This window comes from Streptococcus parasanguinis (genome assembly GCF_019929185.1).
Taxonomy (GTDB): domain Bacteria; phylum Bacillota; class Bacilli; order Lactobacillales; family Streptococcaceae; genus Streptococcus; species Streptococcus parasanguinis_O.
Window position 1 is genome coordinate 1 of the sequence record NZ_JAHZPC010000021.1, and the last position, 17,495, is coordinate 17,495.

Here is a 17,495-nt window from a genome sequence, read left to right on the forward strand (position 1 = left end):
GTAGAGCCCACTCAACCACTGCGTCTTGCTCGACAATCCAAAAACAATTAAGAGGCTAGGACTTTTGTCCCAGCCTCCATATGATGATTGTTTCAATCTTATTAAACGAACACGGGCTGCGGATTGTGTCAAAAACGCAAGCTGAATAGCAATTAATTCAAGACACAGTAGCTGATTGGATTCTTCTGTCGCTTTCTAAGCTCAGAAGAATACCTAATCAGCCTTGTGGGGGTAGGACGACGAAGCGTTTATAAATGATATCGCTTCTGTCCTACTCCCTATTTGACTGTATCCGCTACGCCCTTTGTATCTTAACTTAGTCTTTCTTCTAATTCAAAGTCGATTGGTAGGGTTTGTAAAAAGTGCTCCAACTCACGTTCCCAATAGAACCATTCGTGCTTACCTGGGCTGTGGGTATAGATGACATCCAAGCCTAACTTTTCTAATTCCTTGACTTCAAAATTATTGGCTTCATAAAGGAAATCCTGCTCCCCACACCAGATCCATAGTTTGGTCTTCTTATCTGAAAACTTCTTGGTAGCCGTCTCTAGCGAATAGGAACTGGTCGTCCAATCCTCAATCTCTCCAAAAATTCCCTTCCAAAAAGCTGGTTGTTCCAAGTCATTGTTTTCAAAGTCTCTATCGTGAAAACTAAGTGCTCCAGAAAAACTAGCCGCATGAGAGAAACGATTGGTCTTGAGAGCCAAGAGCATCGATCCATAGCCGCCCATGGATAGGCCCGCAATAAAGGTTTTCTCCCGTTTCTTAGTCATATTCGGGAAGAAGCGAGAAAGAGTCTCTGGCAATTCCTCCGCAATAGCCGTGTAGTAGTTGTAGCCATACTGGGTATCTGTATAAAAACCATTATTGGTATTAGGCAGGACCACGATCAGATTGGTATTTCGCAAAATGCGCTCCACATTGGTCCGCTTCAACCAAGAGTGGTGATTCCCATTCATCCCGTGCAAGAGATAAAGGACTGGAATATCCGTATCCGCTGGATCTTCCACGCGCGATGCATCGGGATAAAGGACGGACACGCCCCACTCCATCTTCAAGGCTTCTGAATAATACTCAATCTGCATAACTGCCATTTGATTTCCTCTTTCTACTGTTAAAAACACTCGGCAAGCCTTCGCCCACCAAGCGTTTCGTTTTCTACTATTATTTCACTTCCATCACGACTGGTAGGATGGCTGGACGACGTTTGGTTTGTTCAAACAAGAACTTAGACAAGTTGTCGCGTACCAAACCTTTTAACTCACCCCAATCAAAGCTGTCTTGTGCCAAATAGTCTTCAACACTTTGGTTGACCAATTCGCAACTTTCACGAAGAATATCCCGACTCTTCTTGACATAGACAAAACCACGGGTGTGCACGCGCGCTTTGGAAATAATTTTCTTCTCTTTGCGATTCACCGTGAGCGCCACGATAAAGATCCCGTCTTCTGACAAGACCTTACGGTCACGAAGGACAATATTGCCCACATCACCAATGGCATTCCCATCGATCATGACATCTCCAGCTGAGACGCTACCGGCAGGGACGAAGTCCCCCTTTTCGTACTCCATCACAGTTCCGCGTTTTGGAATAAAGATATTTTCAGGCAAGATACCGACTTCCATCGCTACTCGTGCATGGGCATCCAATTCGCGGTATTCCCCTTGGATCGGGAAGAGGTATTTTGGACGAAGAAGGTTGATCATCAACTGCAAGTCCCGTGCGTTTCCGTGACCAGACACGCGCAAGCTTGACGTGATCAATTTGACAATGCCACCTGCTTGGTAGATCATGTTTTCCACACGAGCCACCACAGCTTCTTTAGCAATAGATGGCGTTGTGACAACGTAGACCAAGTCCCCATCTTTGATTTCCACATAACGGTGACGGCCAATAGACATCTTGCGCAAACCGTTGATCGGCTCACCCATCCGGCCTGTTTCCAAAATGATCAATTCATGATCCTCGAAACGGCTCATTTCTTTTGGCTTGATCAAGAGTTTTTCGTTGGCAAGAGACAATTTGTTCAAGCGAATAGCTGTGCGGACGATGTTTTCCACATCGAACCCTGTCAAGACCACCCGACGGCCAGTCTCAGCCGCAGCATCAAAGACCTGCTGGATCCGAGAAAGGTTGCTGGCTACCGCAGCTACGATGACACGACCATCCCAGTCTGCAATCGTATCTAAGATGGCATCGCCTACTTCTTGCTCACTGGCAACTTGAATATTACTATCCGCATTGGCCGAATCACTCAAGAGAGCGAGCACGCCTTCGCGTCCAATCTCAGCTAGACGAGCAAAATCTGTCGCGTATGACTCGCTGGCAGTTTGGTCAAATTTAAAGTCTCCTGTATAGACGATATTGCCCTCAGGAGTGCCAATCACAATCCCGATACTTTCAGGGATGGAGTGGGTTGTTTGGAAGAAAGAGACGACGGCATCACCAAAGTCAATTTCAGAATTCTGATCGATGACATGGAAATCATTGAATTTCTTGACACTATCATTGCTTTTTACAAAGAGTTTAGCCAACTCAATGGTCAACTCTGTCCCGAATACAGGGACTTTCGCTTCCGCCAAAAGATAAGGCAAAGCCCCAATGGCATCCGCATGACCATGGGTCAAGAAAACACCCGCAATGCGGTCCTTGTTTTCAAATAGATAATCCATGTTGGGGATAACGACATCCACCCCAAGTTGCTCATTTTCTGGATACTTCAAACCTGCATCCAAGACAAAAATCGAATCGTTCACTTCGGCAACGTAGAGATTTTTCCCATTTTCTCGAACACCGCCAAGAGTGACTAATTTAATACTACTCACTGTTGTCTCCTTTAGTGTGATTATTTTAATACTTACGGTCCTTGGTCACCCAAGTCGAATTACAGCTTTGCAAATACTTGCATATCCACTCTATTATACAATTTTTTTCTCTTTTTTTCAAAAAGCTTTCCACAGCCAAAAAAGCCTTCCCATCTAAATTAGATGAGAAAGCTTCTAGGCGCCTGCTTTTAGGGGGAAAAGACCCTAAAGATGGTAATCTCCCCGTTTATTTTCAATGATCCGCATGGCTGCCTTGATCACATGAAACTTGCCTAACAATTCCTCTAGGCGCTTACTATTTCGCTCGCTCAATTGGCCGTTCTTGACCGCTTGGGACAGGCGATAAAAGTCATCCAAATCCTCCCCAATGTTTTCAAACAGCTCCTTGGCTTCCTTGAGTCGATAGCGATTGACCAAGTGGTTCATGTCTTTTTTGAAAGAAGCGACATTGCTTTCGTGAATGTCCGTATAAGCTTCCTCTTCTTCCTTAGACTCATGGTAATTAACCGCCTTAAAACAGGTGATAAATTCCCGACTTTTGATATTGCAGACAAAGATGACACCATCACTGGCTACATAGGCTTCTGTATTAGCTGGTTGAACCACATTACTATCATAAGGAGAGAGGGAGGGGAGGTGTTGGTTGATCCACCTGTTCAGGTGCTGATCATCTACGCCAAAGCGCTCAAAAGCTCTTTGCCGAAAATGGTCACGGCAACTATATTCTTGCGCATACGACAATCCCATACTCTCACCTCCTCCTGGGTATTTTATAAAAAATGGCCTCCAGTCTTACGGGACTAGAGGCCTGGTCTGCTTCGCTGACTTGGTGCAATTAACCTATTGGCTAACAAAACAATGTTTATGATGTTGATTTCATTTAATAGTATTTGTGTAAAATACCAGAGGTTTTCTTTGCTATCCCAAATCTAAATTTATGAGCTTTCGACTGGACGCATTGAAGTTTGAAAACCTTTATAAAAAGCTTCTACCTACTATTTCCACGTTTTCTTATGTCTCCGGACAAACTAAGCAGGCTTGCCCGACCGTCCAACCGATCCGACACACACGACATAACTGCTCTTTTACGATAAGAGCATGAACAGCTATCAGCAAAACAGGCCTAAAACGAAGTAACCTAAATTTTAACTCGATAAGGCATTGGTATCAATCCCTTCTTCATCTTTCTAACTATATTATACTCAACTCCCTTAGCGATTGCAAGCGTTTCCATCTGAAACTAGTTCCTATTTTTATACGGTTTTCTTCTGACCTCTTTCTAAGCTCTTTTGTTGTATAAGGCATTCATTGAAGGGACGACGTATATTTATAAACAGTAGCTTGTGTTTTAGAAAGAGAAAAAGCTAGAGAACAAGCTCTCTAGCTTAGCATGTAGACAAGGCACAGTAGCTGATTGGCTTCTTCTCTCGCTTGATCAGCTCGGAAGAATTCTAATCAGCCTTGTGGGGGTAGGACGAAGAAGCGTTCATAAATCATATCGCTTCGGTCCTACTCCCTATTTCCACTTTGCATTTTACGGGCTTTGTATCTTATTAAATGAACACGGGCTGCGGATTGTGTCAAAAAGATGAATCCTCCTAGAATCTGAAGATTCTGCGTCGTATTCCCTATTTTGACTGTATCCGCTACGCCCTTTGTATCTTATTCTTTCTCAAATAATTCATAGTAGTCTGCGATGGCCATTTGGGCTTTTTCTTCTTGATTGAGATCTTGGACGATATGTCCATCTTTCATCACAATCAAGCGATTGCCATATTTCAAAGCATCTTCCATATGGTGGGTGATCATAAGGGCAGTGAGAGCATCTTGTTTCACAAACTCATCCGTCAAGGTCATCAGAGCCTGGCTGGTTTTCGGATCCAAGGCTGCAGTGTGTTCATCTAATAGCAAAAGTTCTGGACGTTTTAGTGTCGCCATCAACAAGCTCAAAGCCTGACGTTGCCCACCTGATAGAAACTCAACGGCTGTGTCGATATGATTTTCCAAGCCATTGCCGATCTTAGCAAGGACTGTTTGAAACTCTTCTTTATAGCTGGCCAAGTGACGCGGAATCAAGCCACGTTTCTCTCCGCGAAACTTCGCTACCAAGAGGTTTTCCGCTACTGTCATGCGAGGCGCCGTCCCCATTTTAGGATCTTGAAAGACCCGCGATAGGTACTTGGCTCTTTTTTCAGGAGAATAGTTGGTTACATCTTCCCCCAAAATATAAATCTTCCCACTGCTCACCGGAAGCGTCCCAGCAATGGTATTAAAGAGGGTTGATTTTCCAGCTCCATTCCCCCCCAAAATTGTGATAAAATCATGCTCTCGAATTTCCAAGGAAACATCATCCAGAATGACTTTTTCTTCGTTCATCCCATTGCTCACGGCTTTGGTGACATTTTTTAATTCTACAATTGCTGTCATTTACTGAGTTTCGCTCCTTTCATGATTTTTCCCTTAAAGGTTGGAATCATCAGGCAGATAGCCAAGATCAAGGCACTGAAGATTCGAATATAGCTGGTATTGATGCCAAGCGCAATCACGGCCCAAATCAAAAATTGGTAGGCGATCGATCCGATCGCAATACTGAGCAAGCGCTCTGTCAAGGTGACATTTGAAAAGAGCACCTCTCCAATAATGAGACTAGCAAGCCCAATAACGATGACACCAATCCCACGTGAAGCATCCGCATAGCCTTCTTGCTGAGCCATCAGTGCACCAGAAAGAGCAATAATCCCATTTGAAATAACCAAGCCCATCAATTCCATCCGGTCAGTGTTGATCCCAAAACTTTTGGCCATGTCTGGATTGTCCCCTGTCGCAATATAGGCTTGACCCAAGCGTGTATCCAAGAAGAAGATTAAACCAAGGATCACAAGCGTTACGAAAATCAAGCCAATCAGGATCTCATTGAACCCACTGGCAAAAGGAAGAAATTCCTGAATTTTTTTATAGCCCAAAAGTCCCAGATTAGCCCGCTGCATGACAAAGAGAATAACCGAGTTACAGGACGTCATCACCAGGATCCCTGACAAGAGTGTGGGGATTCTCCCTTTTGTGTAGAGAAGACCCGTCGCAAGTCCCGCCAAGCACCCTGCTCCAATAGCAGCCAGCGTCGCAAGTAGTGGATTGACCCCTTTGGTAATCAAGGTCACCGCCACCGCTCCTCCAAGCGGGAAAGAACCTTCTGTCGTCATATCTGGAAAATCTAGAATTCGGAACGTCATAAAGATTCCTAACCCTAAAATGGCCCAAATCAAACCTTGTGAAACAATTGAATTAATCATAGTTTCTCCCTTCGATAATAGTAGTTTAATTGTATCACAAATATGGAGGAGAACCTATAGGAAATTGTCATCAATTCCCTTTTCATGCATTATAAAAAAACCAAAAGGTTGTGCCTTCTGGTTTTTAATCGTGATATTTTTTTAAAGGATTAAAAGAAAATCTTAGTCTTCTTTTTTCTTTCGAGCAAGACCCAAACCTGTTGCGATCACACCAAGTAAGCCAAGGCTGGTAAGAGCGGTTGCTGATTCTGTACCTGTGTGTGGCAATACTTCTTTCACCTTCACAACATCTGAGACCAAATTTTCTTCAACTTTTTGCTCTACCATTGGCGCAGGCGTATGGTAGCCAATAGTTGGTTTAGGCTCTGGCTTAGGTGCTGGTTGTGGTTTTGGCTGTGGTTTTGGCTGTGGTTCTGGCTGTGGTTCCGGTTGTGGCTCCGGTTGTGGTTCTGGCTGTGGTTCCGGTTGTGGTTCTGGCTGCGGCTCTTCTTTTGTAACAAGAATATTATTTTTATGCCATTCTACAGTCGGTTTTACAGTTTCTTTTAGCACCGGATCCTTTTCCAATTCAGGAGCTGTTGGCTTCACTGGTTGTTCAGGAACTTTTGGTTCTACCTTGTAAAGTGGACAAGCCGGCGGAACAGGAACTTCCTTTTCAGCTGGAACATCTTTGATTTCAGGTTTTTCAGGGGCTGTTGGAGCAGTTGGAGCGGTTGGTTTCACCGGCTCTTCTCCTGGATCTTGTGGAAAGGCAACATTTGAATTGATTGAGAACCAATAGAGGGTTGCTTCATCCGTAGCATTCGCTCCCTTAGCAGTGAACTCAAGATGGCCGTCTTTCAAGACAACTGCACCACCACCATAGTAGAGATACGGACTTTTTGGATCATCCCATCCCTTAGTTGAACTTGAAGGATCCGCATTAAAAGTTGCACCTTCGTTCATGTACTGGTTTTGTTCCTTGGCAAAAACTTCTTTTGTAGTTGGATCTTGGTCAACACTAGAATTTGGCAATTTAATAAATTCTTTATTTCCAATATTTACAGACTCTACGTGAGGTGTATTTTGGTGCTTCATCCGTGGGGTATAGGTCAAAATTCCTGATCCCGCATCAACTGAATAAGTACCGACAATATCAGAATTATCCCCAAATTGATAGTCTTCTGTTCCGATAGAATGACCATTTCCTCCACCAGAAGCATTGACCGTCGTCACATCAAGGACAGTTTCTTCACTGACTGAGAAGCCATTCCCATCCCAAGTTGCTTTTTGACCAACGATCTTCAATGGATTATCAGCATCATTAAAGACTTGAGCGCTACCGAAGTTTGCATAGCCACGCTTCACAGCGACATCTGCTCCATCAAGACTAGGGTTACTACCATCTGAATAAGGATCCCAAGTTCCACGAACAGTGTTTCCATTGATATCTTTAGCTTCTACAAGAAGGGCACGAGGTTTGTCATTTTCAACATAAGAAGCTCCATTCCAGTGGTTTAAGGAATTCAAAGCCAAAATGGCATTATGGTTAGCTAAATTAATCAATTGATCATTTTCATCATAAAATTCAACATCAACACCAACTGTGACGGGTTGGTCTGTGTCAGTTGAGCTTCCGATCGTCATTGTTACCGCTGGATCATTGTAAATTTGAACGATTCCTCGACCGTCATTAGATGGCAAGCTTTTCACTTCGTACTTGTAGACCACTTTAGCGATACGCTTGATATCACGACCTTCTTTGATATTAGCCTGGCGAAGACCCTTGTAAGTGACATCGAACTTGTCTCCAACTTTAACGACTGCCCACTCGATTTCATTATCTGCATATGGGTTCGTTGTTGTCAAATCGGAATCTTGTAGGTTCTTGGTTTCATACATCTTGGTAGCTTTACCGTCCCCATACAAGCGAGATTGACCTTCTTTTGTCAAATACGTAGTAAGACCTGTTGTTTGGTGGTAAAGCGTCGTTGTTTCCCCATCTGCCAACTCTTCTGGAAGTAAGGTCAAATCTTGTTTGTACTTCTCAGGGTTTCCACCACGCTCTTTAACCATCTTATTGAAGGCATCTTTAGCATCATCGTATTGCGCTTTTTTCTTCTTGTATAGTTCATTATCAATCAAGTAAGCTGCTTGCGCTTCATCATAGAGGCGCTTTTTCTCCTTGTAGTCGGCTAATTTGATATCGTAAGCCTTTTGGGCCAAATTGTTTTCTGTCTCAACGGCTTGTTTGGCTTTAACAGACTCAATATAAGCTTTAAAAGCAGTTTGGTATTCTTCAAAGGCTTTTTCATAAGCCGCTTTTGCAGCCTGATTATCTGCTAGGGCTGCAGCATTTTCAGCCACTGCTTTTTCGTAAGCAACTTGCTCTTTGTTATAGGTTTCAACTTCCTTGTCATAAGCTACCTGAGCCGCTGCATTTTTCGCATCTACAACTGCTTTTTCCTTCTCATAAGTTGCTTGATTCGCTGCAACTTCTGCCTTATAGTCTGCTACGGTCTTATCCATAGCAATGGCTTGCTTCGCATAATCTTGCTCAGCAGTTTTTTCATCTGCTTGGGTCTTTGCTTCTGTTTCTGTAACTTCAAGTCCAGTAGTTACCGCATCGGTTTTCGCAGTCTCTAAATAATCTGGTACAGCAACTTCTTTAGTCTCAGTTGTCGATCTTGTTGGAGTAGCCGTTGTTGAAGTGACTGTTGTAGTAGCTGAAACAACTTCATCTGCAGAAACAGATGCAGCACCTGCTACTGCAAGAACCGTAGCGACTGCTACAGAACCAAAAGCGACAGACGTTTTACGCAAGGCATATTTGGTAGTCTTGCTATCTTTAATTAGTGACATATAATTCCTTCTAACCTCTTTTTCAAATTTCTCCTTACAAAAATCAACACTTTAAATATTAATGTCGATTTTTGTAAGGAGATATTAACACTTGCCCCCTTATGTGTCAATATTATTTTTTGATTTTTTTCACATCTCCATTCAAATTTTGCTTCTTTTTTGATAAAACTCCTTGTTTATAAAAGCTTTCTTTTTAGTTTTCTTCTATATATGTCAAACGTTTGACATCTGATTTTTGCCGGTTCATTTTTCTAAAAAAAATTTTTTAACTTTATTTACAGAAATAAAAATAGAATAAACTGCAGAAATTCTTTTACTAATGGGCCTTACAGCTTATGCAAACGTTTCTCCTTGTTTTGTTTTTTATCACTAATTTGTACTATTTTTAAAATGCGGGGAAATTTTGTGTCAAACGTTTTTTGGTTTTTCATTTTTATGAATCAAAAACCCCTATTTAAGGCCATTTTCTAACACTTCCATGAAAATTTTCAAACAGACTTTCGTTCTTAAATTGACACTATCTAGTGAAATGTCGTATACTTATTGGCATCGATAGAACAATTTACTTTAAACTGTTCAACGAACTATACAAACAGTATGTGGGAGAAAAAAATGAATCAACAAAAAAATAGTGTCTCTGAAAAAGGGCACGGCTATTTTCGCAAGCGCAACAAGGCATTAGTCTCTATGATTACCCTTTTTGGAGCCTTGATGTTAAGCTCTGTTGCCATGGCTGACGAGGTCAACACCAATCCGACTTCTGAGATCCCATCAACCGCTCAACCAGTAGCAACCAATACCAGTACTCCTACTACTACTAGTGAGGAAGGTGCTACGACGGAAGCAACTTCTTCTCCATCTGAATCAACAGCAACTGTAACTGCCACTCAACCGGTCAGTGCAGCTCCAGTAACTACTTATAATACTCCAAAAATCACCAACGACGTCACCTTTGATAAAGCGACTTATAAAAGTGGGGAAGACGTCCGTATCTCTATCAACAACCCTGAAGTGGTTTCATCTGATGTCACTGTCTCTCATTTAGATCAGGTCATTTATGAAAAGAAAAACGTTGAAGGCGGCGAACTGACAATTCCAAGTACAGTCTTTTCACCTAATGCTGGATTTATCGTTGATGTCCTTGGTAAGAAAGCAGATGGCTCCCAAGCCTTTCATAAGGCAGCGGGTCTTGCTGTTGAAGATGACTGGACGATTTACCCACGTTATGGGGTGGTTGCCGGCTCTAAAGACAATCACAACTCCATCACCAATGATCAGGTAGAAGGTTACAAGAATAGTATTGACCAATTGGCCAATATGCACATCAACAACTACTTCTTCTACGATGTCTACAATACACCTGCCAACCCATTCCCAGCAAATGTTGAACGTTTCACTCAAGACTGGGCGACTTTCTTGATTCCAAATAGCGAAACAGATCCTGACAAGCGCAAGTCCTACTTACCTGTCATCGATACAGAAGCAGTCAAAGAGCTGGTGGCTCATGTCCATACAACTGGTGCCAAAGCCATGCTGTATAACATGATTTACGCAGTTTCCCTCGAAGAAGGGGTTCCAAATGAAGTGAAAAGCGCCATCGTTCGCAATCTAGCAGACCATTTCAACTTCGGTAAAAAGGGGGATGTCACAGCGACCGATATCCAACAATTTCTCGATCCAGGTGATCCAAATTGGCAAAAATTTATCATTGAAGTCATGACCAAAGCCATGAAAGAAGGCGGCTTTGATGGATGGCAAGGGGATACCATGGGCTCTAACTGGGTGGAAAAAGAAAGTGAACCTGGAAAAGGCTTCTCTTTGAGCGAACACTATCCAGAACTAGCCACAGCTGCGACAGAGGCTCTCAAAAAAGAAGGCTATGACTTCATGATCAACGATATCTCTACTGGAGATGCTGATCGACTAGGAAAGACCAATGTCTCTGCACCTTATGCGGAAGTTTGGGGAGATAGCATTGCCTATGACTCTACCTACCAAGCCTTGACTCGTCTCACCGAACGGATGCGTGATTTATACAAGGGGAAATCTCCCATCATCGCAGCCTATACCCATCGTGGTAAAAATGCATCAGCCCTCAGCAAAGACAACGAATTGCTGACAGATGCCATCATCGCAGCGAGCGGTGGTTACCATATGACGACTGCAGCCCTCAATACTTCTCAGGATGCTAAAGGTTTTGGGGTGATCCAAGCAGAATGGTATCTCAATCAAAACCTACCAGTCAATGCTGACTTTGCCAATGCAGAATTCAACTACCAAGAATTCATCGTTGCTTATCAAGAACTTCTCCGCGGGCGCGAAACCTTGGCGCATGATACTCGTCGGATCGTAGACAATACAAATGTACTGGTAAACGGCAACTTCATCGGATCCAACCTGGATAATGCTGACGGGGTTCAACCTGGAACCGTTTATACCCTTACAAAAGAAACCAAGACGGGTGATCGGATTGCTCACTTGATCAATTTGGTCGGCATCACTGAAAACAAATGGAACAGCGCTGTGAATACAACCGAAAAATTGACCAATATTCAAGCTTTTGTTCCACTCGGAAAAATTACAAAAGACCAGGCTGAACACGCCAGCATTTACTGGGCAACACCTGATGCTGTAGAAGGAACATACAACATCAACCTTCGGGAAACAAGCGCAAATGTTTATTATGACGGAGGTGCTGGCCAATGGATGGCTGCTATCGATGTTCCTAGTCTAGATGTATGGGACATGCTCTATGTCAAACTCAATGAAGTCGCTCATGTTCTTTATCAAGACGAAAACGGGGTTGAGCTCGAGCGTTCCAGTGATTTGGTTGGTCATACAGGTGAAAAGATCAACTACTCTACAAAAGAAACCATTACCAACTATTTGAAGAAAGGCTATGAACTAGTAGAGAATGGCTTCGATGCAGACGGACAACCAAACTTTGACCGCGACGCTAACAACACCAATGAAGATGGCGTTCAAGAGTTTATTGTCCGCTTGACACCAAAAATTGTGGAATTTTCTGCAACACAGCCCATCCAAGCCGGTCAAGTTGTTCCAGGAGATAGCGAAGGTCGTGTCTATCCAACTCCTCTAGCTCCAGCTGGTCAAACAACGGCTGATCTGGATCATTTATCTGAAACAGTGACCCGTACAGTGACCTATGTAACAGAGGACAACGATGGATCTAACCGCCGGCCTGCAGGAATAGCTGATCAAACTGACAGCCTTCATTTCACTCGCAAAGGAACCATCAATTTGGTGACAGGCGAGACAAGTCTTGAAGACTGGACAGCTCAAGACGGCACAAGCTTTGCAGCTCTTGAAAATCCCGTCAAAAAAGGCTATATTGTCGTAGCAGAAGAATCGACTGATGCCACCTCTTCTGACCTGACAAAAGTAGGAGAACATACTGGCATTCATGCTGATGCAGCAGACATCACAGATACGGTCATCTATCGCCCAGTCGGTGCCTATAGGATCAGCTATGCTACTGGTAATGAACCAGCCCATGCTCAAAAAGAGATCGCTTATCTAAACGATCCCACAAATCCAACTGCCATCGCGTCTCCTACTGCTATCCTTCCTTACGTGGAGGGATTAGAGCCAAAAGATGCTCGTGGACAAGTCTTAAACCTTGTGGATCCACTTGACGAAACCAAAGGCTATCTTCTTCCAAGCCCTGATTCTCCAACAGCTGATACTGCTATTACCTATGCCATCAGCAAAGGATCGGTCAGAGTACGATTCCTCATTGAGGGAAGTGACACTGATCTGCAAGAGGCGCAAGACCTTGCTACAGAGGTAGATTTCGGCACCAAGTACACCAGTGAGGCCCCAACAGAAATCACAAAAGATGGTCGTATCTACCATCTAGTTGGACACCGTGCTGATTCTGCTGATCCAAGTGGCACAGTCACTAAGGGAATGAAAACGGTCATCTATGATTACAAGTTAGCTACGGGAACGGTCATCGCGCGATTTGTCATCCAAGATACTAGCACTGAATTGCAACCAGATCTTGCTGTTGCAACCAATGTGGACAATGGAACCCCTTACGTCGCTAGCGCACCAGATGAAATCTCCTACGACGGCCACGTTTACGAACGGATCGGTGCAGCTGAACAAACTGGGAACGTAGAAGTGGGAACAACCATCTTGATCTTTGCCTATAAGGTCAAAGAAATCCCTACTCCACAACCATCCCCAGAAACAGAAAAAGAAGAAACAGTTAGCCCTCTTCCTTCCGTGACAAAAGCAAACACGACTGATGCTCATGAAGAAAAGGGATCAACACTTCTCTCTAACAAAGAAGAGGAGAAACCTCTTGAAACAACAAGCCAAAAAGAGGAACTCCCTGAAGTTGTTCCTAACACCCCTCAAGAAGGAACTCATCTACCTGCAACAGGTGAAGAAACCTCTCAGCTAGCCCTACTTGGACTTGGCCTCTTAGCAGGTTTGTCCAGTCTTATCCCTTACAAAAAGAAACAAGAGTAGATCCCAAACACAAAGAAACTTCCTATGGAATTCTGTTCCAAGGAAGTTTTTTTATATTTATACAACTCATTCAGAGTCTAGATCCCTTTTATGAGGGTGACTGACGACAATAAGGGTGTGAAGTACTACCACTCCAAACCCTACTGTATTCCAATTCAAAGTGGATTCATTCCCCTTGTTGCCGGCAGTTTGAAAGATCAAATTGCTTTACTAGTATACTGTTTTCTCTACTTCAAGTCAATGGAATTTTACTGAAACTAGTAACCGAATGAAATGAATATATAGAATTTTACTGAAACTTTTTCATCACATTTATGCATGTTTTTCTAAGTTTCCAATACCAAACAAAGAGGCCTTGCTCTTTCGAGCAAAGCCTCTTCCTGTTGGATCTAAAATTGTCACCTCATCAACAAGTTTGCTGATGTCACCTCAATTTTAGTCTTCGCGTTTTTTGCGTTTTGCAAGTCCCGCAAGGCCAACCATACCAAGTGCAGCACCTAACAATGCAGCAGATGCTGATTGTTCTTCACCAGTTTCAGGAAGTGCTGGAGCTGGAGGAGTTGTAGGTGTTGGTGGCGTTGGTGGTGTTGGCGGTGTTGTTGGTGGTGTTGGTGGTGTTGGTGGCGTTGTCGGCGGTGTTGTCGGTGGTGTATTCGGTGGTGTTGTTGGTGGTGTATTTGGCGGTGTTGTTGGCGGTGTTGTTGGCGGAATAACAGTGTTGTTAAACTCTGTATCTTCTGGCAACTGAGTAATAGCCGTCAATACTTTACCGTCTTTGTTAATCATAATACCCACAGTGGCAACCATCTTATCGTATTCGATGCTAGAATCTGTGCCACGGATTTCTTCTACATGGTAGAGATGAGTTCCTTCTTCACCACGTTTGAATTCAAGATTTGAGAAGGTGATCTTACCAGCCGCATCATTGGTTACGGTTTCGATCACATTTCCTTTTTCGTCCTTAAGAACGAAACTGAATTCACCAGCCTTCAATGCACGACCTTCCAATTTCTTAGTGAATTGGAATTGAACCTTAACTGGAATGTTGACTACACGTTTTTCAGTTGGTTTTTCTGGTTTTTCTACAGTCTTCTTAGTTGGATCGTATTGGTGTACGATTTGTGAAGCTGTATTTTCAATGTCCACACCATCTTGAGCAGATTGTTTAATTTCTGCAGGAATTTCAAACTTGTAGTAACGTCCAAAGGCCAACTTAGTTGTGTCGATAACTTGTGTATTTTCTGCATCGCCAAGTGACTTAGTCAAGTCTGCTTTAGATGTTGCAGTAATCACACCGTTTTCAACCTTGATATCAAACTTAGCTGTTACATCTTCTCCTGTTACAGAGTCGTATGCCTTAATATCAGCTCCGTTGACAGTCAAGTTTGCACTGTCATATTTATCTGTCACACCAACAGATTGAATATTGTGTGCTTCAGTGAATTTAGTTGTATCCAACCATACTTGGTAGTATACTTTATCACCTTTCTTGAGTGTCTTCGTATTGATATTTTGAGCTTCGTTGTTATCAGTCTTATCAACGTAAGGATTTGCATTTGTGTCCGCAACCTTATCCTTCAACTCTTTATCATCGTCGAGAAGTTTCACACCTGTAAGATCGAATTTAGATTCGTTCAAGATGTATTTCTCTGGGTTGAATTCTGGAGTTTCAGGTGGGCGAACAGTGTTATTGAATTCTTTGTCTGATGGATCCGTTACCTTAGTAAGGAGAGCTTTCGCTGTTCCATCATGAGAAACTTTAACTGTCACAACTGCTTTCATCGTGTCATAAGTAACGGTTGTATCAGTTCCTTTGACTTCTTCTACAGTGTAGTTGTAAGTTCCTTCTTGACCTTTCTTGAATTCAAGAGCTGAGAACTTAACGTTACCAGATGCATCGTTCTTCACAGTTTCAAGAGTCTTACCATCTTTATCCTTAAGAACGAAGCTGAATTCGTTAGCTTTAAGATCACGGCCTTCCAAACGTTTCGTGAAGTTGAATTCTACTGAAACAGGGATGTTCACAACACGTTTTTCAGTTGGTTTGTTTGGTTTCTTCACTGTCTTGCTTGTTGGATCGTATTGGTGAACGATTTGAGCTGCAGTGTTTTCAATATCCGCACCACCCTTAACAGTATCTTTCACTGTTGCTGGGATGTCGAACTTGTAGTAACGTCCAAACGCAAACTTAGTTGTGTCGATCACTGGAGTATTTTCTGCGTCTCCAAGTGACTTAGTCAAGTCCGCTTTAGAAGTTGCAGAGATCACACCGTTTTCAACCTTGATATCAAATTTAGCAGTCACATCTTCGCCTGTTACAGAGTCGTAAGCTTTGATGTTTGCAACATTGATGTCAAGCTTGTCTTCTTCGTAGTCATCAGTAACACCAACAGATTGGATGTTGTGCGCTTCAGTGAACTTAGTTGTATCCAACCATACTTGGTAAACAACCTTATCGCCACGTTTCACAGTCTTAGTATTGATGTTTGCTGCTTCATTATTGTCAGCCTTATCAGCGTAAGGATTTGCGTTTGTTTCCGCAACCTTGTCTGCCAATTCTTTATCATCATCAAGAAGTGATTTACCAGTAAGGTCGAATTTCTCAGCGTTCAAGATGTATTTCTCTGGGTTGAACTCTGGAGTTTCTGGAGGAGTCACCTTGTTGTTAAATTCTTTATCCGCAATGTCGCCAACTTTCGCGATCAGAACTTTAGCTTTTCCGTCGTGTGAAACTGTGACTGTTACATTCGCTTTCATAGTGTCGTATGTAACGGTTGCGTCTGTTCCTTTAACTTCTTCTACTGTGTAGTTGTGAACGCCTTCTTGACCTTTCTTGAATTCAAGTTTAGAGAACTTAACGTTACCTGAGGCATCGTTCTTAACAGTTTCAAGAGTCTTACCTTCTGAATCTTTAAGCACGAAGCTGAATTCATTGGCTTTAAGCTCACGGCCTTCCATACGTTTAGTAAAGTTGAATTCCACTTCAACTGGTACGCTGTTTACACGTTTTTCAGTTGGTTTGTTTGGTTTTTCAACTTTCTTAGTAGTTGGGTTGTAGTAGTTTACAACTTGAGCCGCAGTGTTTTCGATGTCTACTCCGCCTTTAACGTCAGCTTTCACTGTAGCTGGGATATCAAACTTGTAGTAACGTCCGAATTCGAATTTAGTTGTGTCGATGACTTGTGTGTTTTCCGCATCGCCAAGTGACTTAGTAAAGCCATCTTTAAGGGTTGCAGTGATCACACCGTTGTTCACAGTAATATCGAATTTAGCTGTTACATCCGCACCAGTCTTACCATCATAAGCTTTGATTTCTGAACCATCAACATCAACTTTAGCCTCATCGTAGTCATCTGAGATTCCTACTGATTGGATATGGTCTTTGTTGTTTGCGTCAAATTTAGTTGTATCCAACCATACTTGGTAAACAAGTTTTTGACCTGGTTTAACTGATTTAGTATTGATATTCGCTTTTTCGTTATTAGATGCATCGTCCGCATATGGGTTCGCATTGGTATCTGCGACCTTGTCTGCCAACTCTTTATCATCATCTAATAATGAAGTTCCAGTTAAATCAAATTCTTTTTCGTTCAGAACATATTTTTCTGGATTGAATTCTGGAGTTTCTGGAGGAGTCACACGGTTGTTAAATTCTTTATCCGCAATGTCGCCTACAGTCGCGATCAGAACTTTAGCAGTACCATCATGTTTAACTGTAACTGTTACATTCGCTTTCATTGTGTCGTATGTAACGGTTGCGTCGCTTCCTTTAACTTCTTCTACAGTGTAGTTGTGAACACCTTCGTCACCCTTCTTGAATGACATAGCTGAGAACTTAACGTTACCAGATGCATCATTGCTTACAGTTTCAAGAGTCTTACCTTCTGAATCTTTAAGCACGAAGCTGAATTCGTTAGCTTTCAGCTCACGGCCTTCCAAGCGTTTAGTGAAGTTGAATTCCACTTCAACTGGAACGTTGTTTACACGTTTTTCAGTTGGTTTGCTTGGTTTTTCAACCTTCTTAGTTGTTGGGTTGTA

The 17,495-nt window shown here is 42.7% G+C and carries 8 protein-coding genes; 1 reads left to right on the top strand and 7 read right to left on the bottom strand.

Annotation, left to right across the window (positions count from 1 at the left end):
• Nucleotides 1-311 precede the first annotated feature (311 nt).
• From K1I56_RS09395 to K1I56_RS09420, 6 genes are all read right to left on the bottom strand, one after another.
• Nucleotides 312-1,094, bottom strand: a complete 783-nt coding sequence (locus K1I56_RS09395; protein ID WP_223325827.1) for an alpha/beta hydrolase — start codon at nucleotides 1,092-1,094, stop codon at nucleotides 312-314.
• A 70-nt stretch (nucleotides 1,095-1,164) separates the two neighbouring features.
• The gene (locus tag K1I56_RS09400; protein ID WP_003008950.1) at nucleotides 1,165-2,826 is read right to left on the bottom strand and encodes a ribonuclease J; all 1,662 of its coding nucleotides are present in this window, start codon (nucleotides 2,824-2,826) and stop codon (nucleotides 1,165-1,167) included.
• Between the two features lie 204 nt (nucleotides 2,827-3,030).
• Nucleotides 3,031-3,573: a hypothetical protein gene (locus K1I56_RS09405; RefSeq protein ID WP_223325828.1), complete on the bottom strand. Its 543-nt coding sequence runs from the start codon at nucleotides 3,571-3,573 to the stop codon at nucleotides 3,031-3,033.
• Between the two features lie 915 nt (nucleotides 3,574-4,488).
• Nucleotides 4,489-5,253, bottom strand: coding sequence for an ABC transporter ATP-binding protein (locus tag K1I56_RS09410; RefSeq protein WP_021154011.1), 765 nt, complete (start codon nucleotides 5,251-5,253; stop codon nucleotides 4,489-4,491).
• Nucleotides 5,250-6,116 (bottom strand): ABC transporter permease, encoded by an 867-nt coding sequence (locus K1I56_RS09415; RefSeq protein WP_003008955.1) that lies wholly within the window; start codon nucleotides 6,114-6,116, stop codon nucleotides 5,250-5,252. Before K1I56_RS09415 ends, K1I56_RS09410 begins: the two co-directional genes overlap by 4 nt.
• 162 nt (nucleotides 6,117-6,278) lie before the next feature.
• On the bottom strand, nucleotides 6,279-8,957 hold the full coding sequence (locus K1I56_RS09420; protein ID WP_223325829.1) for a GbpC/Spa domain-containing protein: 2,679 nt from the start codon (nucleotides 8,955-8,957) through the stop codon (nucleotides 6,279-6,281).
• Between the two features lie 612 nt (nucleotides 8,958-9,569).
• On the opposite strand from K1I56_RS09420, the gene K1I56_RS09425 reads away from it, so the two are divergent.
• The gene (locus K1I56_RS09425) at nucleotides 9,570-13,457 is read left to right on the top strand and encodes a glycoside hydrolase family 66 protein (protein ID WP_223325830.1); all 3,888 of its coding nucleotides are present in this window, start codon (nucleotides 9,570-9,572) and stop codon (nucleotides 13,455-13,457) included.
• Nucleotides 13,458-13,892: 435 nt separating this feature from the next.
• Here K1I56_RS09425 and K1I56_RS09430 read toward each other — a convergent pair.
• On the bottom strand, nucleotides 13,893-17,495 hold a 3,603-nt coding region (locus K1I56_RS09430), incomplete at its 5' end, for an SspB-related isopeptide-forming adhesin (protein ID WP_223325831.1).